At 72.9% G+C, this 18,730-nt stretch carries 17 protein-coding genes and 4 pseudogenes; 9 read left to right on the plus strand and 12 right to left on the minus strand.

The window, feature by feature from the left end; translation table 11 throughout:
• The first annotated feature begins 582 nt into the window (after nt 1-582).
• Nucleotides 583-1,779, plus strand: coding sequence for a kelch repeat-containing protein (locus AB0B01_RS15310; protein ID WP_361718005.1), 1,197 nt, complete (start codon nt 583-585; stop codon nt 1,777-1,779).
• Between the two features lie 196 nt (nt 1,780-1,975).
• Here AB0B01_RS15310 and AB0B01_RS15315 read toward each other — a convergent pair.
• From AB0B01_RS15315 to AB0B01_RS15325, 3 genes and pseudogenes are all read right to left on the minus strand, one after another.
• Nucleotides 1,976-2,086, minus strand: a pseudogene (locus AB0B01_RS15315) (IS481 family transposase); the annotation flags it as partial.
• Between the two features lie 135 nt (nt 2,087-2,221).
• Nucleotides 2,222-2,870: pseudogene (locus AB0B01_RS15320) on the minus strand (transposase); the annotation flags it as partial.
• 73 nt (nt 2,871-2,943) lie between these two features.
• On the minus strand, nt 2,944-3,138 hold the full coding sequence (locus tag AB0B01_RS15325) for a hypothetical protein (RefSeq protein ID WP_361718008.1): 195 nt from the start codon (nt 3,136-3,138) through the stop codon (nt 2,944-2,946).
• 200 nt (nt 3,139-3,338) lie between these two features.
• On the opposite strand from AB0B01_RS15325, the gene AB0B01_RS15330 reads away from it, so the two are divergent.
• The gene (locus AB0B01_RS15330; RefSeq protein WP_361718011.1) at nt 3,339-4,223 is read left to right on the plus strand and encodes a hypothetical protein; all 885 of its coding nucleotides are present in this window, start codon (nt 3,339-3,341) and stop codon (nt 4,221-4,223) included.
• A 105-nt stretch (nt 4,224-4,328) separates the two neighbouring features.
• On the opposite strand, the gene AB0B01_RS15335 is transcribed toward AB0B01_RS15330, so the two are convergent.
• Nucleotides 4,329-5,270 (minus strand): serine/threonine-protein kinase, encoded by a 942-nt coding sequence (locus AB0B01_RS15335; protein WP_361718014.1) that lies wholly within the window; start codon nt 5,268-5,270, stop codon nt 4,329-4,331.
• Nucleotides 5,267-6,958: an ABC transporter ATP-binding protein gene (locus AB0B01_RS15340; RefSeq protein WP_361718017.1), complete on the minus strand. Its 1,692-nt coding sequence runs from the start codon at nt 6,956-6,958 to the stop codon at nt 5,267-5,269. Before AB0B01_RS15340 ends, AB0B01_RS15335 begins: the two co-directional genes overlap by 4 nt.
• A 585-nt stretch (nt 6,959-7,543) precedes the next feature.
• Here AB0B01_RS15340 and AB0B01_RS15345 point away from each other — a divergent pair.
• Complete coding sequence (locus AB0B01_RS15345) at nt 7,544-7,780, plus strand: chaplin (protein ID WP_361718020.1); 237 nt, start codon at nt 7,544-7,546, stop codon at nt 7,778-7,780.
• A 451-nt stretch (nt 7,781-8,231) separates the two neighbouring features.
• On the opposite strand, the gene AB0B01_RS15350 is transcribed toward AB0B01_RS15345, so the two are convergent.
• The 6 genes and pseudogenes from AB0B01_RS15350 to polX all read right to left on the minus strand — a co-directional run bounded on the left by AB0B01_RS15350 (nt 8,232) and on the right by polX (nt 12,216).
• Nucleotides 8,232-8,471 (minus strand): hypothetical protein, encoded by a 240-nt coding sequence (locus tag AB0B01_RS15350; RefSeq protein WP_361718201.1) that lies wholly within the window; start codon nt 8,469-8,471, stop codon nt 8,232-8,234.
• Nucleotides 8,472-8,496: 25 nt separating this feature from the next.
• Nucleotides 8,497-8,741, minus strand: a pseudogene (locus AB0B01_RS15355) (family 1 glycosylhydrolase); the annotation flags it as partial.
• A gap of 170 nt (nt 8,742-8,911) precedes the next feature.
• Nucleotides 8,912-8,971, minus strand: a pseudogene (locus AB0B01_RS15360) (hypothetical protein); the annotation flags it as partial.
• Nucleotides 8,972-8,997: 26 nt separating this feature from the next.
• Nucleotides 8,998-9,579, minus strand: coding sequence for a putative glycolipid-binding domain-containing protein (locus tag AB0B01_RS15365; protein ID WP_361718023.1), 582 nt, complete (start codon nt 9,577-9,579; stop codon nt 8,998-9,000).
• The gene (locus AB0B01_RS15370; protein ID WP_361718026.1) at nt 9,576-10,382 is read right to left on the minus strand and encodes a class I SAM-dependent methyltransferase; all 807 of its coding nucleotides are present in this window, start codon (nt 10,380-10,382) and stop codon (nt 9,576-9,578) included. The genes AB0B01_RS15365 and AB0B01_RS15370 overlap by 4 nt, the downstream gene beginning before the upstream one ends.
• Nucleotides 10,383-10,491: 109 nt before the next feature.
• Entirely contained in the window at nt 10,492-12,216 is a 1,725-nt protein-coding gene (polX, locus tag AB0B01_RS15375) for a DNA polymerase/3'-5' exonuclease PolX (protein WP_361718029.1), read from the minus strand.
• A 103-nt stretch (nt 12,217-12,319) separates the two neighbouring features.
• On the opposite strand from polX, the gene AB0B01_RS15380 reads away from it, so the two are divergent.
• The gene (locus tag AB0B01_RS15380) at nt 12,320-12,607 is read left to right on the plus strand and encodes an acylphosphatase (RefSeq protein WP_361718032.1); all 288 of its coding nucleotides are present in this window, start codon (nt 12,320-12,322) and stop codon (nt 12,605-12,607) included.
• A 57-nt stretch (nt 12,608-12,664) separates the two neighbouring features.
• Here the strand turns inward: AB0B01_RS15380 and AB0B01_RS15385 are convergent, their stop codons facing one another.
• Nucleotides 12,665-12,856, minus strand: a complete 192-nt coding sequence (locus AB0B01_RS15385) for a hypothetical protein (protein WP_361718035.1) — start codon at nt 12,854-12,856, stop codon at nt 12,665-12,667.
• 344 nt (nt 12,857-13,200) lie between these two features.
• Between AB0B01_RS15385 and AB0B01_RS15390 the strand changes: the two genes are divergently transcribed.
• From AB0B01_RS15390 to AB0B01_RS15410, 5 genes are all read left to right on the plus strand, one after another.
• Nucleotides 13,201-13,665 (plus strand): hypothetical protein, encoded by a 465-nt coding sequence (locus tag AB0B01_RS15390; RefSeq protein WP_361718038.1) that lies wholly within the window; start codon nt 13,201-13,203, stop codon nt 13,663-13,665.
• A 347-nt stretch (nt 13,666-14,012) separates the two neighbouring features.
• On the plus strand, nt 14,013-14,570 hold the full coding sequence (locus AB0B01_RS15395; protein WP_361718041.1) for a hemerythrin domain-containing protein: 558 nt from the start codon (nt 14,013-14,015) through the stop codon (nt 14,568-14,570).
• A 149-nt stretch (nt 14,571-14,719) separates the two neighbouring features.
• Complete coding sequence (locus tag AB0B01_RS15400) at nt 14,720-15,538, plus strand: SDR family oxidoreductase (protein ID WP_361718044.1); 819 nt, start codon at nt 14,720-14,722, stop codon at nt 15,536-15,538.
• A gap of 164 nt (nt 15,539-15,702) precedes the next feature.
• A complete protein-coding gene (locus tag AB0B01_RS15405; protein WP_361718047.1) occupies nt 15,703-18,195 on the plus strand; it encodes a nitrate reductase in 2,493 nt (830 codons plus the stop codon).
• Nucleotides 18,192-18,662 (plus strand): hypothetical protein, encoded by a 471-nt coding sequence (locus tag AB0B01_RS15410; RefSeq protein ID WP_361718050.1) that lies wholly within the window; start codon nt 18,192-18,194, stop codon nt 18,660-18,662. Before AB0B01_RS15405 ends, AB0B01_RS15410 begins: the two co-directional genes overlap by 4 nt.
• Nucleotides 18,663-18,730 lie beyond the last annotated feature (68 nt).

The raw sequence follows: 18,730 nt of genomic DNA on the forward strand, positions 1-18,730 counted from the left end.
CGCCTGCGGGCCCCAGGGTTCAGCAGATCGGCGGCGGACACCCCGGGGCCTGTCCTGCGGATCAGGCCCTTGGGGTCTGCGTGGTGTCGTGATCATTCAGGGATCTTCAGTAGGTCGTCGATCCACCCGGGCCGGGCGCCTCTCGCGCCCATCTTCTTGTGGGCACTGTGTGCGTCCTGGGCGCCACTGCAGAGCGGACAGGGCCTCGGCCGGCTGCGCCCGACGGATGACCCGGCGGTCTTGCAGCACCGCCGTCTGGAAGGTGCCGATCAGAACGCGCCGCTGACCGTGCTGGTCGACGAGCCGCGAGACCTGCGGGTACGCGTGTCACGGCGGGCAGGTGAGGCCGCTGCTGCGCGTGGGTGTGGTCTGCACCGTTCGGCGGCGTCGGTGACGGGTACTCACCGAGGTCCGGATATAGATGCCACGAAGCTCTGATTTCACGCCGCAGCGCACAGCACCGGCGTGCCGCGAAAGAGGTATCCGATGGGGAGCAGTAACCAGCCCGGCCGGCGGAAGAGCGCTGCGGAGGTCCTGCTGCGACGTTGTCGCGGCGTCCCGGCCGGTCCAGGGCCGGACTCGATGACGGGCAGCCGAAAACCGTCACGCCGGCGCTCGCTGCACCGGTGGCTCACCGTCACCGCGCTCGCGCCGCTGCTCGCCCTGACGGCCACTGCGGCCAACGCTCAGGACGCATGGCTCACCCTGCCCCCGGTACCGACCGCCCGCGCGGCTCTGGCGGGCGCCAGCGCGCCCTGTCCCGATGAGTCGGACGACACCCGGGCGCACGCGAAGGAGACCTGCGTGTACACCTTCGGCGGGAGTACGCACTCGCCCGGTCTCACCGTCCTCAACACGGTGGAGGCGTACCGCCCAGCCTTGAACGAATGGCAGACCTTGTCCCCGCTGCCCACCGCCCGCGACCGGCTGGCCGGCGTGGCGGCGCCCTGCCCTCAGGAGCGCGACGGCGACCGCGGGCCCGCCAAGGGCGGCTGCGTGTACGCCATCGGCGGGTCCAACCTGGAGTCCGGCTTCCTGGACACGGTGGAGGTGTACCGTCCGGCCCTCGACGAGTGGGAGTCCCTGCCCTCGCTGCCGACTCCCCGCCGGAGCCTGGCGGGGGCGGCCGCGCCGTGCCCGAAGGACGTCGAGGGCCTGCGCGGCATCTGCGTGTACGCCATCGGCGGCCTGACCGAAGCCGGCTACACGGGCGCGGTCGAGGCATACAGCCCTGCCACCAACCGGTGGGCGACCCTCCCCCCGCTGCCTACGCCCCGCGGGACCCTGGCGGGGGCGGCCGCGCCGTGCCCGAAGGGCGTCGAGGGCCTGCGCGGTACGTGCGTGTACGCCGCCGGCGGGTTCAACGGAGTCGCGGTCCTGGACACGGTCGAGGCGTACAGCCCCGCCGCCAACCGGTGGGTGGCCCTGCCCTCGTTGTCGGTTCCCCGCGGCTTCCTGGCGGGGACGGCGGCACCGTGCACCGAGAGGGCGAAAGACACTTGCGTCTACGCCATCGGCGGCCGCAACTTTACGGAGGTCCTGGGCACGGTGGAGGAGTACAGCCCTGTCACGAACAGGTGGGCGACCCTGCCGTCGCTGCCGACGCCCCGCGACTTCCTGGCTGCGGCAGCGGCTCCCTGCCCCAAGGAACTCGACAGCGACCGCCGGTACGCCAAGGACACCTGTGTGTACGCCCTCGGCGGCGAGATCGACACCACCGCGATGAACACCGCGGAGGCATTCGCCATCGACCGTGACCGCCGCACCGCCGGCAGCTGACCGGCGTGCGAGGGGGTCCGGAGCCCCCGAGAGGCGGGAGGCAAGGGCAGACGTTGACGGTATCGATCGTGACGACGCTCGACCCGAGACCGCAGGTCCGCCGACGCAGGACGCGCTCTAGGTGTTGATCACGGGCGTTGTTGACACTCGGCGGGCCTTGAACATGGCGAAGACCTCCGGTGTGGTGGGAGCTGTCTACCGGTCCGATCCGGGCAGGGCCGAACTTGCGGCTCCGGCGCAGGTCACAGACCCGGGCCTCGACTGCGGAGGGCGTTCGGTGGGGTGTCACGCGCGGGCGGCTGGAACGGTACCGTCGCCCGCCGGCCTTCGTCATCACGCCCGGCCAGGCCGGTGACGCACCTGCGTTCACGCAGGTATGGCCTCCGTCCGGGTGGCCAGGTCCAAAGGCAGGCCCAGAACCCGACCCACGGTCGTGCTGGCCGGCCTTGTCCCCGGCGACCGCGCCGGGCCTGGTGCGGGGACGGCCGACAGGCAGACGGACTCTCGCCCTCGCCAGCACGGGGATGAACTGCGGGCTGTCCCCGGCCTGCGGTCCGCGGCGAGATGAATCTTGCTGGTCAGTCCGCCACGGGACCTGCCGAGCAGGGCTTCGTTCAGGCGGAGCTCGCGCCTACGTCGGACGGGCCGACGCTCGGCCTGTCCGTTCTGCTCCTCCGGTCCGCCCCTTTTTGTCGGGCCGCTTCCTGCTCCTACGCGGCTTCTTCCAGAGCCTCCATGAGGTGCTTGCTGACGCGCGTCCCTGCGGCGTCGTGGTGGGCGCGGACCGTTGTGGATCCACGCTGACCAGCGACAGGTCCGTTCTTCCTACGCGGGCCGCCTCGGCGATGAGGCCTTCGAGCAGAGCGGAGAAAACACCGGCGTCCCGCCAGACGCGGAAGCGTCCGTAGGCGGTCGCCCACGGGCCGAACTCGGCGGGCATCTCCCGCCACTGGCACTGGCACTGGCACTGAACCGCCAGATCACCCCCTCGAACTGCTCCCGTAACCGCTCGGGGACGGGCCGTACCAACCGATCGGCAAGTACGGCTCGATGAACTTCCGCTGGGCATGGGCGAGTTGTCGGCGCGTCACGACCACACTCCTACCGGGTTCCACCCTGAGAAGGGGGCAGAACCCAGGAACTGATCACGACATCACACAGGCCCTAATGGCCCTCCGGGGTGCCGACGCGGGCCGCGATGCGTACCTGGAGCTCGCGCAACCCCATGGACACGGGGGACCCGGAGGTCAGATCCACCTCGCCCAGGAGCGCGATCAGCGCGGCCGCCTCGCCCCGGGACAACAGCGGCAGCCGCTCTCCGGGGGCTTCGAGGAGCGCCAGCACCTCATCCCATTCCACGGCCCGCCCCCGTCCGCGCCTCAGCGGGCGACCGGCCCGTGATCGCCTTGCTCATTCCTCCAGCCTGCCGGTGATCCCGTCACCCCGCATGCCGAGGACCGTGCTCCCGCAGCGCATCCGGTTCCGGTGGCCGGGGCGGCCCGGCGTGTTCCGCCCCGGACGCCGGGCGGTGCCCGATGGTGGGTGCTGTGGATGCGGACGTGGATGTGGAAGCGGTCAGCGCGCAGGTGTACGGGCTGCCCCCGGAACGGTTCACCGAGGCCCGGGACGAGCAGGTCGCCCGGGCCCGGAAGGCCGGGGACAAGCAGGCGGCGAAGAGGATCGCGGGCCTGCGACGGCCCACGCTCGCCGCGTACGTCTCGAACCTCCTCGTCCGGGAGCGGCCCCAGGAGGCGGCCGCGCTGCTGGAGCTCGGCCGGGCCCTGCGCGAGGCCCACCGGACGCTGCACGGCCCGCAGCTGCGCGAGCTGTCGCACCAGCAGCACGTGGTGGTCTCCGAGCTGGCCCGGACCGCCCGGCAGCTGGCCGGCGAGGCAGGGCAGACGGTCAGCGACAGCGTCCTGCGGGAGGTGGAGCAGACGCTGCACGCCGCGCTCGCCGATCCCGAGGCCGCCGAGCAGTGGGCCTCGGGCCGCCTCGCCAAGGCACTGGAGCCCCCGGTCGGCTTCACCGGCCTCCCGCCGGTGGATGGCGGGTCCCGGACGGAGCAGGCCCCCGCCCCGCCCACACCGGCACCGCCGTCCGGGACACCCGCTCCCGGACGCGCGGACGCCCGCCGCCGGGGCCGACTCGAACGCGCCCGGCAGGCGGCCGAGGACACCCGCAGCGAGGCCGCCGCCCGGGACGGGGAACTGCGCGCGGCCGTCGAGGAGCAGCAGCGGCACGAGGAGGCCGTGGCCCGGGCCGACGAACACCTCGCCGAAGCGGAACGCCGACTGCGCGAGGCCCGGGCCGCCCAACGCGGCGCGCGCGAGGCGGCGGCGCAGTCCGCGGCCCGGGTACGGGACCTGGAACGGGCGGTGAAACAGGCCCGCCGGGCAGCCGACGCCGCTTCGGCCAGGCTGGTGGAGCTGTCGCCCGACTGACGCCGTCGGGGCCCCTTGCGTGTTCCGTGGCGACCTGCGCGAGCCGGCTCCCGTGCGCCGTACCCGGCTCGGAGCCGTACCGGGACAGGCGGGGTCCGCAGCGCGTCAGTCGGCCATGGCCACGGCCGTGCGGCGGCGGTCCGGGGGGAGGACCGCGTCGAGGGCGGCGGCCAGCTCCGTCGTCGTCGGCCGGGCGGCCGGCTCGGGGCGCAGACAGCTGTCGATGGCCGCGGCGAGCTCGGCGGGAAGCCCCCGGCGCCGCGAGCCGACCGGCGCAGCAGCCCCTGCCAGCTGCGGATAGTCCTCCAGGTCCGCCAGATCCTCCAGGCCGTCCGTGCCCGCGCTGCCACTGCTCGCCGTCGCCGACGTCATCTCGCTGCCGATGAAGGGGTCGCAGTCGAACGGCAGGCCGCCGGTGGCGAGCTCGTACAGCGTGATCCCCATGCCCCACACGTCGGCAGCGGCGGACAACGGGCCGCCGCGCGCCTGCTCCGGGGCCAGGTAGCAGAAGGTGCCGACGCCGGCCGGGGCGGTGCCGGGCGCCCGGGCGACGCTGAGGTCGAGGACCTTCGCGTGCCCGCAGTCGACGACCACGTTGGACGGCTTCAGGTCCAGGTGCAGCAGCCCGCGGCCGTGCAGGTAGTGCACCGCCGAGCACAGCTGGAGACCCAGAAGGGCCACGTCCTGTGCGGACGGCCGCCGGGACAGCCGGTCGACGAGGTGGGACAGCGTTTCCCCCGTGAGCGTCTCCAGCACCACGAGCGGCTCGGGCGACTCGAAGGTCTCGTACGCGCGGACCACGTGCGGGTGGGTGAAGTCCTGGAGCCAACGGCCCTCGCGCAGCAGCCGGTCGCGCAGCGGTTCCTCGTGCCTGCGGTCGGGCCGCAGCACCTTCAGCACGCACCGGCAGGCCCGCTCCTCGCTCCAGACGTCGTAGAGGTCGAGCCAGCCGGTCCGGTCCAGGTGCGCCAGCACCTCGTAACCCGGGGCGGGACGGGTTCCGGGTGCGAGGGGCGGGACCGGCGGGGCCTTGGTGGCAGTGTTCATGAGAGGACCTTGCCCTCCGTGGGGCCGGCCGGGGCGGACCCGTTAACCCGGTGGAGCCGTGCGTACGTCCCGTCGAGCCGCAGCAGTTCCTCGTGCGTGCCCTGCTCGACGACCCGCCCGTGCTCCAGCACCACGGTGGACGTGGCGTCGCGGACGGTGAGCAGGTTGTGGGAGATGACCAGGGTGGTCCGTCCGGCCATCAGCCGGCGCAGCGGTTCCATGATCCGGCGGGCCGACTGGGTGTCCAGCCCCGTCGTCGGTTCGTCCAGGAGCAGGACGGGCGCGTCCCTGATCATCGCCCGGGCGATGGCGAGGCGCTGGGCCTGCCCGCCGGAGAGCGTGCGGCCGCGCTGGCCCACGACGGTGTCGTAGCCCTGGGGCAGCAGCTGGACGAACTCGTGCGCGTCGGCGGCGCGGGCTGCGGCGACGATCTCCGCCTCGCTCGCACCGGGACGGCCGTAGGCGATGTTCTCCCGTACCGTGCCGTGGAAGACGAGGGTTTCCTGGAGCACCACCGCGACGTTCTCGCGCAGCTCGGCCAGGCGCAGCTCCCTCAGGTCCGTGCCGTCGAGGAGGACGGCGCCCTGATCCGGGTCGTAGAAGCGCAGTTGCAGCTTTCCGAGCGTGGACTTCCCGGCGCCGCTCGCCCCGACCAGGGCGACCGTCGTGCCGGCTGCGACATGGAAGGACACGTCGCTCAGCGCCCACCGGGACGTCCCCGGGTAGCGGAAGCTCACGCCGCGGAACTCGACCTCGCCGCGGGCGCGCCCGATGGGCCGGGCATCGGGCGCCTCGGCGACCTGCGGCTGCTGATCGAGGAGTTCGATGATCCGCTCGGCGGAGGCGGACGCCGCGTAGAAGGTGGCGGCCAGCTGCGACAGGCCGCGGACGGGGCTGTAGAGCTTGCTCAGCAGGGCGAGGAAGACCAGCAGGCCGCCCAGGGTCAGCTGTCCTTGGGCGAGTTTCCACGTGCCCAGCCCCATCACCGCCAGGGCGCCGGTGACTTCGACGACCTCGACGATCGGGCCGTAGACCGCGCGGATCCGTGCCGAGGTCATGGACGCGCGGAACTTGCCGGTGCTCTCCCGGTCGAAGCGGCGTCCCTCCCACTCCTGGCGGTTGTACGCCTGCACCAGCGCGATGTTGCCGAGCGACTCCTCGGCGATGGCGCTGATCGAGCCGCTGCGCCGGCGTCGTTCGCGCGAGGCGGCCTTGATCAGCCGGGAGAAGTGGCGGGCCGCCCACCAGAAGAGCGGCACGATGACGAGCGCGAGGAGGGTCAGGTCCCACCGGAGGTAGAACAGCAGGCCCAGGAAGACGCCCAACCGCACCACGTCGTACAGGGCGTTGGCCACGCCCGAGAGCAGAAACGTCTCGACCGCGTCGACATCGCCCGTGATGCGGGACAGTACGTCGCCCAGCCGCCGGCGCTCGAAGAAGCCGAGCGAGAGCCTCTGCACGTGGCGGAACACGTCCGAGCGGAGCGACAGCACGAAGCGCTCGCTGACCCAGGTGGACAACACGTCGTCGGCGAACCCCAGAATGCCGGAGCACAGGACGAACCCCAGGTAGGCGAGTGCGATCCAGAGGAAGGGGCCCAGATCGCGCGGAACGAGGACCTCGTCCACCACGACCTTGAACAGCCAGATCTCAGCCGCGTCCAGGACGGGGCCGATCAGGCTGAACAAGAGGATCGGCGCCAGCCAGCGCCGACCACCACGCGTATAGGGCCAAAAACGTCGGAAGGCTGCGCGCGGAGAGACTTGGGGCGCAGCGGCCACGACCGCGTCGGGGTCGTCCGCCACCGACAACAGCCGTCGCAGGACCTGCCATGACACCCGCCTCATGGACGCATCCCTTCACCGCATGCCGGCCGAGCGGACCCCCAGCGGGGGCCGCTCGGCCGTCCCATGCGGTTAGCAGCCGTGGCCGTGGCGGCCGTGACCGGTGTTGTTGCTGTGACGACGGCGGCGACGGTGGTTGGTGCCAGTGTTGTCGTGCCGGTCCTCCGTGTTCCTCCTGTTGCGGCGACGGTGCTTTGCCGGGGTCAGATGACTGAAGATCGCCATGAGATTTCCCTCCTGGAGAGACTTCCACATGCAATACGGGACAGAACGCTCAAGGGATTGCTGTTTTCCGGAAAAGACCGGTTCTCTGCACATTCGGTCCCGCCAGGTGGACGCGCGCACCGCCCACGACCGGGTGAATAGTCCAGCTCTGGTCGGGTCTGCTGTGGAATGAGGTCGAACACCCTCACTCGATGGGAGACCTTCATGAAGATCCGTACCGTCGCCGCTGCAGCGTGTCTGGTCGTCGCCGCGACGCTGGGCGGGGCCGGGGCCGCTGTCGCCGACAGCGAGGCGCACGGTGTCGCCGTCGGTTCGCCGGGCGTGCTCTCGGGCAACGTGGTCCAGGTCCCGATCCACATCCCGATCAACATCTGCGGGAACAGCGTCAGCGTCGTCGGGGCGCTGAACCCGGCCGGGGGCACCATCTGCGTCAACGACTGACACATCCGCACCGGCGGATGCCACCGGATCCCTCCGGTGGCACCCGGCCGGTCGTCGTCCGGCCTACGGCGCCCCCTCCGGCAGGGCGCCCCGCCGGTCAGGGGACGCCGCCGGTCAGGGCACGCCGCGGATGCGGCGGACCAGAACCGACCCGGCCAGGGCGAGGGCCCCGGCCGGCGCGTACGGGGCGGTGTATCCGCCGAGGTGGGTGACCACCGGCGCGGCGATCACCGGAGCCGGCGCCGAGGACGAGCGAGGCGGTGACCGCCCCCGTCCAGGTCTGCCAGACCGCCGGCAGCAGGGTCCCCGCCGTGATGACCAGCCCCGACGCGATGACGTACACCTTTCGGCGGCCCGTACGGTCCGACCGCCTTCCGCCGACCACCACTGTGGACAGGAGGGTGAGCGCGTTGAGCGCGGTCAGGATCAGTACGCCGGTACGACAGGTTCATCAGGAACCGGTCAGCCACGCCCGGCCGAAGTCGGGGTGGCGACGCGGGTCGATCCAGAAGCCGGCCAGTAAGGTGCGCCGGCGCAGGGCGGGCCGGTCGGCGGGGGACAGGCGGCTGTCGCGCCCGATCAGGACGTACGGCAGGGCGGTGAGGACCGTGAAGGCCGCGCAGGCCACATAGCCGGCGGTGAGTCCACCCGCGGCCGTGGCCAGCGCCGCGCCGGCCAGGACCCCGCCCACCGGCGAGACGCCGAGCCACCCGCTCCTTCGGGGTCCGCTCCAGCGTCTCGTAGTCGACGTGGACCAGCCCGAATCGCTGCTGATGGCCCTCAGCCCCCTCGAAGTCGTCGAGGATCGACCAGGTGAAGCAGCCCCGGACGTCCACCCCCTGCGCCATCGCCTGGTGCAGGGCGCGCAGATGGCCGTCGTGTACGCGATCCGGCGCGCATCGGCCACCCGTCCGGTGGCGGGGTCGGGGCCGTCCCCGTACGAGCACCCGTTCTCGGTGATGTACCTCCGTGTCGCGCCGGAGCCGGCCGCCCTGCTCTTCGAGGGCGAGCAGGGTGTCCCAGTGGAAGAGCGTGGGCACCGGGCGATACCGCGGGCGCACAGCTCGTCGACGAGCCGGTCGCCTCCGGCGCGACGCGTGACCACGAGACCGAGAACCGGTAGGCGCCGACGCCCAGCCCGGCCATCAGCGCCACGTCCTCGCGGAAGCGGCGGTAGTGGTCGGTGGCCACCTCCGCGAGCGAGCCGTCCTGATCCTTCAGCCGTCGGAGCCCGACAGCCCGGTGGCGAGGCCGGGGTAGTCGCGGACGAGTCCGGCGGCGTCGAAGGCGATGTCGCTGCGGAACGTGCCGGAGGCGTAGCGGACCCGGCGGCCGCCCAGGGGGGTGTAGGTCTGCGTGGAGGGGAGCACGGTGAGCTCGGGCACCGACACCCAGGCCATGAGGAACTCCCGGGGTGCACCTTCCCCTTCGCGCAGGTGCAGTCCGTGGCGCCGGACGGGCATGGTGTTGGTCATCGGGCACAGCCCGAGATCGCAGTCGAGGGCTCCGTCGAACTCGCTCCGCACCTGCCCGTCGACCGTCCACCGCCCGTCGTCACCGCGCACGAGGTCGAGCTCGCGGGCCGAGTGGCCCGGGCCTTCGACGCTGACGCGGAGCGAGCGCGTGACCCAGCCGGGTCCGGTGTCGAGCGTGTAGCCGACCCAGTACGGGCCGCCCTCCAGCGCGAAGGCCCGTCCACGGGCGCGCAGCCGGTCCCCGTGGAACTCCCCCCACGCGGTGTCGTATCCCCTGCCGGCCGAGACCTCCCACGTACGGGTGAAGCGTTCGACGTCCCTCACCCCGGCACCGCGTGCCCGGGCTCCACCGCAACGGCCGAGGTGACCACCAGCGGAGGCCGTGCCCGCTCCCCGGCCCACGCGCGGCTCTGCACGAGGACCGGGCCGGTGAGGGCGAGCGCTTCCTCCACGGTCGGCCGGTGCTGGACGACCTCGCCGAAACCGGCGCGCTCCAGCAGGGCCGGCAGTACGTGGACGGGCCAGGCGTGGTTGCGGACCTCCTGCCAGGATCCGTCGGTACGCCGCAGCCGTACGGTCATCTCCTCGCCCGGCCCGTACGGGGCGTCCGCGGTGTCCACCCGCAAGGAGGCGTACTCCACGCCGGTGCATGCGGGGTCCGTGGTCAGCAGCACGAGCGGCCCCCCGACCCGCAGCAGCCGGCGGATCTCGCCGAACACCGCGAGCACCGCCTCCTCGTCCGGCAGCGAGGCGAGCACGTGATTGCACATCACCGCATCCGCGCACCCGTCCGGCAGGTCGGCCACCCGGCCGTCCACGACGAGGTGGTACCCGGCCACCGCCGTCCCCGAGCCCCGGGCCAGGTCCAGCATCTCGGGCGAGGTGTCCACCCCGAGTACCCGCACCCCGAGCAGGCGCGCCGCGCGGTCGGCCACCCGGCCCGGCCCGCACCCGTAGTCCACGAGCACACCGTGCCCGCCGATCCCGCGGGCCACCGCCTCGAACACGAAGGGATACCCCAGGAGCCAGTCGGTGGCCGCCTCCACCGCCGCGAAGGCCTGCGCCCCGTCCCGCCCGGTCCAGTCGGTGCCGTGCACCGGACCGCCTTCCTCCGACTCGCTGCTCACGGCACCCACTATCGGCCCGCGACCGCCCCGGACGGCGGCTACGACACGGCACGACACGGCACGACACGGCACGGCACGGCACGGCGCAGCACGGGACGGGACGACAGGCCTACGGCCTGTGGGCCCCGAGGAAACGGCGGAGCCGGGTCCAGGGCCAGGTGTTGACCACGTCCTCCTTCGTCAGCCATCCGCGCTGCGCCGTGCCCACCCCGTAGCGGACGTACGGCAGATGCGTCGTGGCGTGCGCGTCCGAGTTCACGACGAACTTCACGCCGTACTGTCGCGCCCGCAGGATGTCCTCGTCGCACAGGTCGAGCCGCTCCGGGTGGGCGTTGATCTCCAGCGCCGTGCCCGTGCGCGCGCAGGCTTCGAACACCGCGTCGAAGTCGGCGTCCACGCCCGGGCGTTTGCCGATGCGCCGGGTGGTGGGATGGCCGATGACCGCGACGTACGGGTTCTCGCATGCCCGGATGATGCGCCGGGTCATGTCCTGCCTGCTCTGGTTGAAGTGGGAGTGCACGGAGGCGACGCAGAGGTCGAACCCGGCGAGGAAGTCGTCGGGCCAGTCCAGGCCGCCCTCGGGGCCGATGTTGAGTTCCGTGCCGTGCAGCAGCCGCATCCCGTGCATGGTGCGGTCCAGTGCGCGCACCTGCTCACGCTGCGCGAGGATCTTCTCCCGCGTCATCCGCTGCATCGCGAGGTCGGGAGCGTGGTCGGTGACCGCGTAGTAGGCGTAGCCGCGCGCCGCAGCGGCGGTGATCATGTCCTCCAGGGAGGCGAGACCGTCCGTGAGGTCCGTGTGCGTGTGCAGGTCGCCCCGGAGGTCCCGTTCCGTCAACAACGCGGGCAGTTCGTCCTGGAGGGCGGCCGCGATCTCCCCGCGGTCCTCGCGCAGCGGCGGCGGGATCCAGGGCAGGCCGAGCCGGGCGTAGATCTCCTCCTCCGTCTCCGAGGCGAGGTTCTCGCCGCTTTCGGCGTCGAAGAGCCCGTACTCGGACAGCTTGAGCCCCTGGCGTACCGCGAGCGCCCGGGTGCGGATGTTGTGCCCCTTGGAGCCGGTGAAGTACTGGAGTCCCGCGCCCCACGAGGCCGGCGGCAGGACGCGCAGGTCGACCTGGAGGCCCGTGGTGGTCCGGACGGAGGTCTTCTTCGCGCCGTGCGCGATGACCTCGCCCGTGTAAGGGAGCTCGGCCAGGGCCGTCATGAACGGCGCGGACCGGTCGGCGGCCACCAGGATGTCGATGTCGCCGATCGTCTCCCGCATCCGGCGCAGCGAGCCCGCGTACGTGCACCGTACGCAGCCCGGGATCCGCGACATGTCGGCGACGATCTGCTCGGCGATGTCCATCGCGGCGCCGAGCAGGATGCGGCTTCCGGCCTTCTGGAGCAGGGAGATACCGTGCAGGATGTTCTCCTCGGTGCGCTCCCCGAAGCCCTTCAGATCGCGCAGCTGCTCCTCCTCGATGGCGGTCTGCAGCGCTTCCACGGAGGAGATCCCGAGCTCCTGGTAGAGGACCATCGCCTTGCGGGGCCCCAGCCCCGGGATCCTGATGAGCTCGCGCACGCCGGCCGGGATGGCGGCCCTGGTCGTTTCGATGTCGGGCACATGGCCGGTGTGCAGGTATTCCACGATCTTGTCGGCGATCGACCTGCCCACGTTCGGGATCTCGCGCAGGCCCTTGGCGTCGAGCTGGGCGATATCGGCGGGGTGGCCGCCGATGGCCCGGGCGGCCTTCTCGTACGCGCGGGCCTTGAAGGCGTCCCCGCCCGTGATCGCGATGAGGTCGGCGTACTCCTGGAGCAGCGCCTCGACGTCCTCGTTGGCCCTGGCCATACCCCCAGGGTGCCCTGCGGGGCCGCAGCGGGCGCACCCGGGTCACCGAGCATCATCGCCTTGTCGCGCTCGGTGAGGGTCTGCCGGGCCTTATGGTCGGGGCATGGTACGCAAGCACGTGATCGTGTCCGGACGGGTCCAGGGGGTCTTCTTCCGGGACACCTGTCGCAATCAGGCCCTGGAGCGCGGAGTGTCCGGGTGGGTGCGCAATCTGCCGGGCGGCGAGGTCGAGGCGGTCTTCGAGGGGGAGGAAGGAGCCGTCGCGCAGATGGTGGGCTGGGCGCACACGGGGCCGCCGGCCGCCGAGGTGCGGGGCGTGCAGGCCCGGGAAGAGGCGCCGGAGCAGCTCAGCGGGTTCGAGGTGCGGCCCACGCCGGGGGGCGGCGACTGAACCACCCCGCAGCGCGGGCCGCCCGCGCTGAGCCGGCGCGCGCGCCGCCGCCCCGGGTCAGCCCGCGTGGTGGTGGACATTGCGCTGGCCGGGGATCTTGCTCAACCGGACCTGACGGCCGCGCCGGTGGCTCGGGCGGCGACGGCGCCCGGGAAAGGCATTGAGCCGGGCCGGCACCGACGGGGCCAGTGCGAGCAGGGCGATGAGGGCGAGGGCAGCGACCAGGATGAGCACGGTGACGAGGGTCATGTTCCTGCCTTCCGTCGAGTACTGACTGCCTGTCACTACGTCATGTAACCGGAATGGCGGGTCATAAACACGAAGCGTAGTGTTCTCTTCAGGTCAACCGGGGAAGGCGCGGGACGAGTTCGACCGAGCCGATCGCAGCCGGGCAGTAAGGGAGCGGGCGTTGGGCGTCCCGCTGCGGGGGTGGCGCCCGGCCGAATCCGAGGACGACCGGCCCCGCACCCGAGGGCGGTGAAGTCCGGGTTTCCTGCGACCCCGGCGCCGCTGGGCGACCGACCCGACTCCTCGCGGAGGGCGTACGGCTGACGCTCTTTCGGGGACGGCGCGCAGCCGCGTAGCGTGGTCACATGACGACGATGCCGGCTGAGGCGGGCGGGCCGAACCCCCCGTTCCGGGGCCGCTCCGCACCACGCATGCAGATCCGCAACCGGCAGACCGCGGGGCTGACCTTCCGCGCGGACGAGTGGGCGGCGCAGAAGGCCGGAGCGCAGGCCACCGCCCGCGTCCGCGCCTGGGGCTACCCCCACCTCGACGAGCACGAACTGGACACCGCCGTACGGCTCCTGGTCCGTGCCGCGGTCGCCGACGGCGGGCGGAGGATCAGCGTCCACCTCGCCGATCAGGACCACCGCATCCTCGCCGTCGCTCTCAGCCACGTCACCGGAACCGCCCCCGACGACGGCGTCCTCACCGAACTCGCCTCGCTGCGCAGCGTGGTCGGCTGCGGCACCGACGCCGCCGCGGACGGACGCCGCCTGTGGGTCCTGCTCGACGCCGACCGGCCGGCCGAGGCCGCCAAGTCCCGTACGTAGCCCTCCCCGCCCCGGGGCGGACCCGAATGCTCCGGCCGCCAACTTCCCTGGGCGGCAGGCAGTTTGGCGCGCCAACCCGAGCCCGTGGCCCGCGCCCCCTGCCCCGCCTCGTCGGCCGGCGCGGTGCCCCGGCCGTCTCCGGTGACCGGCTGCCCCGCCGGCAGCCCGAGCCCGCCCCCACCGCCCGGCGCAGCCCGGTGCCGGTGCCCCGCTGGGCGGGATGCGGGCCGGCTCCCCTCCGGGCCGGGGGAGTCGGCTGCGGTCCGTGAGAGCGGGCCGTTGCCGGGTAGGCGCACCGCAGGCCGGAACGCGCGCCGGCCGACACCCTCGTCGAAGGGAGCGGAGCCATGGGACACGGCGGCGGAGACGTCATTGCCGAGCTGGTCGCCGACCACCGCGAGGCCGCGGAGATGTTCGACCGGATCGAGCACACCGCGGTGGCGGCGGACCGGCAGACGGCGGTCGAGCGGCTGACAATCGAACTCGTCCGGCACACGGTCGTGGAGGAGGAACACCTCTGCCCGGCGATCCGGGAGCACCTCCCGGACGGAGACGTCGTCGCCGACAAGGAGATCGCGGACCACTCCCTGGTGGAGAAGCTGGTGAAGGACCTCGAAGGGCTGGACGCCGAGGGGCCCGAATTCGACCGTCTCCTCGCCGCGCTGAAGTCGGAGGTCACGGCCCACGTCCGGGACGAGGAGGAGAACCTCTTCCCCCGGCTGCGCCGGGCCTGTCCGCAAGGCGTCCTGGACGCACTGGGCGACGAGGCGCGGCGGGCCAAGGACCTCGCGTCGACCGGGGCCCTGCCGGACGTCCTGCGTACACCGCCCGCCGACGGGCTGTCCGCCCCCGGCGCCGGCCTGGCCGACCGGGTGCGCGACATCGTCACCGGCCGCGGCAGGTGACCGGCGGCCGGGCGGCACCCGGATGGGCCTGCCTCGCCCGGGCCGCGCGCGGGTAGGTGCACCGTACCCGGCCGGAGCGTCCGCGCCCGGGTCCGGGCCCGCCCGACCGGGCGACGGCCACCGGAGACAGCCGACCGAAAGGCAGCTCCATGACTCATCCGCTCGGAACCGGAGGGCGCAGGCCCACGGCAGCCGTGGTGACGGGCGCGGATTCCGGCATCGGCCGGGCCACGGCCGTCCGGCTCGCGGCCGCCGGCCTGGACGTCGGGATCACCTGGCACAGCGACGAGGCCGGGGCGCGGGCCACGGCCGCCGAGGTCCACGGGTACGGCCGCAAGGCGGCCGTCCGCCGGCTGGACCTGACCGGGCTGCCCGAGGCGGCCGACGTCATCGACCGGCTCGCCGAGGACCTCGGCCGGATCGACGTGCTGGTGAACAACGCGGGCACCGGAACCGCCACACCGTTCCTCGACATCCGCCTCGACACCCTCCGCCAGGTCCTGGACGTCGACCTGGTCGGTCCGTTCCTGTGTGCGCAGCGTGCGGCCCGCCGCATGATCGACCAGGGCGACGGGGGCAGGATCGTCAACGTCACCTCGGTGCACGAGCACCAGCCCCGCGTCGGCGCGGCCCCGTACTGCGCCGCGAAGGGCGGCCTCGGACTGCTCACCCAGGTCATGGCCCTGGAGCTGGCCGCTTACGGCATCACCGTGAACTCCGTCGCCCCCGGGGAGATCGCCACCCCCATGACAGGCCAGGAGGACCGGGACGTACGGGAGGAGACCCGGCCCGGAGTCCCGCTGCGCAGGCCGGGCGATGCCCGGGAGGTCGCGGCAGTGATCGCTTTCCTGGCCGGCGAGGACGCCTCCTACGTCACCGGCGCCTCGTGGGCGGTCGACGGCGGCATGCTGCGGATGGGCCCGATGGCCGGCTCCCATCTGCCCGACGATCGGTGGCGCGAGGTGTGACCGGGGCACGTCGGCCCGCCTGACTGGGCCGTCGGCCCCGTGCTCCGCAACCGGCGCGCCGGCCTCAAAACGCCTGGTGGGGGCCGTGGGGAGGAGCTTGGCTTGACCGGGTCCGGATCGGGTAGCCGCCCGATGAGGTCCAAGCCGGCAGCGCGGAGGCACAGGTGGAACGCATGGTGGACCGGATCGCGGATCCCTGGGGTGCGCGGACGCCCTACGGCCCCGGCGAGGCCTGGCCGGTACGGACCGACACGCACCTGGCGGAAGGCGTACGGCCCGAGGACGTGGAGCAGTGGGTGCAGGCCGCCTCCCTCCTGCACTCGAACGGCGACGCGATGGACATCGCCGTGCGCCACGGCCGGATCGTCGGCGTCCGCGGCCGGGCGGCGGACCGAGTCAACCGCGGCCGCCTCGGCCCCAAGGACCTGTTCGGATGGCAGGCCAATGCCTCCCCGGACCGGCTGACCAGTCCCCTGATCCGGGAGGGCGGACGGCTCACACCGTGCGACTGGGACACGGCGATGGACCGCATCGTGACCCGTACGAGGGCACTGCTCGATGAGCACGGCCCCGGCTCGATCGCCTTCTACACCTCCGGGCAGCTGTACCTGGAGGAGTACTACACCCTGGCCGTACTGGCCCGGGCGGGCATCGGCACCAACCACCTCGACGGCAACACCCGCCTGTGCACCGCCACCGCCGCGGAAGCCCTCAAGGAGACCTTCGGCTGCGACGGCCAGCCCGGTTCCTACGCCGACGTCGACCACGCCGACACGCTCGCGCTCTTCGGGCACAACATGGCCGAGACCCAGCCGGTGCTCTGGATGCGGGTACTGGACCGCCTCGACGGGCCCGCCCCGCCCCGGCTGGTCTGCGTCGACCCGCGTCCCACGCCCTCCGCACGCCGCGCCTCGGTCCACCTCGCCCCGCGGCCCGGCACCAACGTGGCCCTGCTCAACGCCCTCCTGCACGAGATCATCCGTACCGGCCACGTCGACCAGGCCTACGTCCAAGCCCACACCGTCGGCTTCGACGAGCTCGAACGGCAGGTCGCGCCCTGCACACCCGCCTGGGCCGCCGACATCTGCGATGTGCCGGAGGCCGCCGTCCGGGAGGCCGCGGAGATCCTCGGCGGGGCGCAGCGGCTGCTGTCCACCGTCCTGCAGGGTGTCTACCAGTCCCACCAGGCCACGGCCGCGGCCGTCCAGGTCAACAACCTGCACCTGATCCGCGGCATGCTCGGCCGGCCCGGCGCCGGACTGCTCCAGATGAACGGGCAGCCCACCGCGGAGAACACCCGCGAGTGCGGAGCCGACGGAGACCTGCCCGGCTTCCGCAACTGGCAGAACGACGAGCACGTCGCCGACCTCGCCCGGGTGTGGAACGTCGAGCCGAAGGACATCCCGCACTACGCCCCGCCCACCCCCGCCCTGCAGATCTTCCGCTACGCGGAACAAGGCTCGGTCAAGCTGCTGTGGATCAGCGGCACCAACCCCGCCGTATCCCTGCCCGAGCTGACCCGCATCCGCTCGATCCTCGGGCAGGACGGGCTGTTCACGGTCGTCCAGGACCTCTTCCCCACCGAGACCGCCCAGCTCGCCGACGTCGTCCTGCCCGCGGCCACCTGGGGCGAGAAGACCGGCACCTTCACCAACGCCGACCGGACCGTCCACCTCGCCGAGAAGGCCGTCGATCCGCCCGGGCAGGCCCGGCCCGACCTCGACGTCTTCCTGGACTACGCCCGCCGGATGGACTTCCGCGACAAGGACGGCGGCCCCCTCGTCCACTGGCACGGCCCCGAGGAGGCGTTCGAGGCCTGGAAGCGGTGCAGCGCGGGGCGTCCCTGTGACTACACCGGGCTCACGTACGACCTGCTGCGGGGCGGCAGCGGCATCCCCTGGCCCTGCACCGACGGCGCGCCGGAGGGGACGGAGCGCCTCTACGCCGACGGGATCACCTGGGCGGCACCCGAGACCTGCGAGAGTTACGGGAAGGACCTGGTGACGGGCGCGTCCGTGGACGTGGTCGAGTACCGCTCCCTCAACCCCGACGGCAAGGCGGTCCTCAAGGCGGCCGAGTACCTGCCGCCCCACGAGGAGCCCTCGCCGGAGTACCCGCTCCAGCTGAGCACCGGCCGTACGCTCTACCACTTCCACACCCGCACCAAGACCGGCCGCGTCCCCCAGTTGAACGCCGCCGCCCCCGAGGTGTGGGTGGAGCTGTCCCCGGCCCAGGCCGCCCGGCAGGAGCTCGCGGAGGGCGACCTGGTCGACGTCACAACGCCGCGCGGAGCGCTGCGCGGCCGGCTGCGGATCACCGCGATCCGCGACGGCCTGATCTTCGTACCCTTCCACTACGGCTACTGGGACACCGAGGCCGGCCACCGGCCGCCCGAGGACGGCCGGCCGGGCCGCGCCGCCAACGAGACGACGGTCACGGACTGGGATCCCGCCTCCAAGCAGCCCCTGTACAAGGTGGCCGCGGCCCGGATCACCCGCGTGGAACGCGGTGACGGCAGCCCCGCCCCGGCCCCCACCACCACCGCCTCCGCACCCGCGGACCCCGGCGCCGTGCCGGCCACCGTCGGCGGCCCTTCCGCGCGGTCGGTGCAGACCACCGGTGACCACGAGGACCGGAAGGAACCGGAGGGGGCATGAGCGGCATCACCCTCGTCCTGCAGGCCCTGTACGGCGGCGAACGCCATCTGGAGGCCGCCCTGCTGGCCGCGGCCGAACGGCACCGCGCCGACCACGAGGTGCACCACGTGGCCACCGACCTGGCCCGCTGGTCACGGGAGCACGGCGACCGGCTGGCGGAGGCCTCCCGGCACCACGGCCTCGTCCTCGACGAGACCGCCGCGGCCGCCCCCGAGGCCGCAGACGGGCAGGACGCTGCCCCCACCCATCCGGGGCTGCTCCTGCTGCGCGACCTGACCGCCCTCCACCTGGCCGCCGGCCGGAACTCCCTGCACTGGGAGATGCTCGCCCAGGTCGCGCAGGCGACCCGGGACGACCGGCTGGCCGCCCTCGCCTCGGACTGCCATCCCCAGACCCTGCGCCAGATGCGCTGGTGCAACACGCTGCTCAAGAACCTCTCGCCCCAGGTGCTGGCGAGCATGGCCTGACCGTCGTTTGGCGGGCCCCGGCCGGGGCAGGCGCTCACCCCGGCAGAAGGGGCCCGCCCAGGGACCCG

Origin of the sequence: Streptomyces sp. NPDC044571, assembly GCF_040647115.1 — a bacterium.
In the GTDB taxonomy this organism is placed as follows: domain Bacteria; phylum Actinomycetota; class Actinomycetes; order Streptomycetales; family Streptomycetaceae; genus Streptomyces.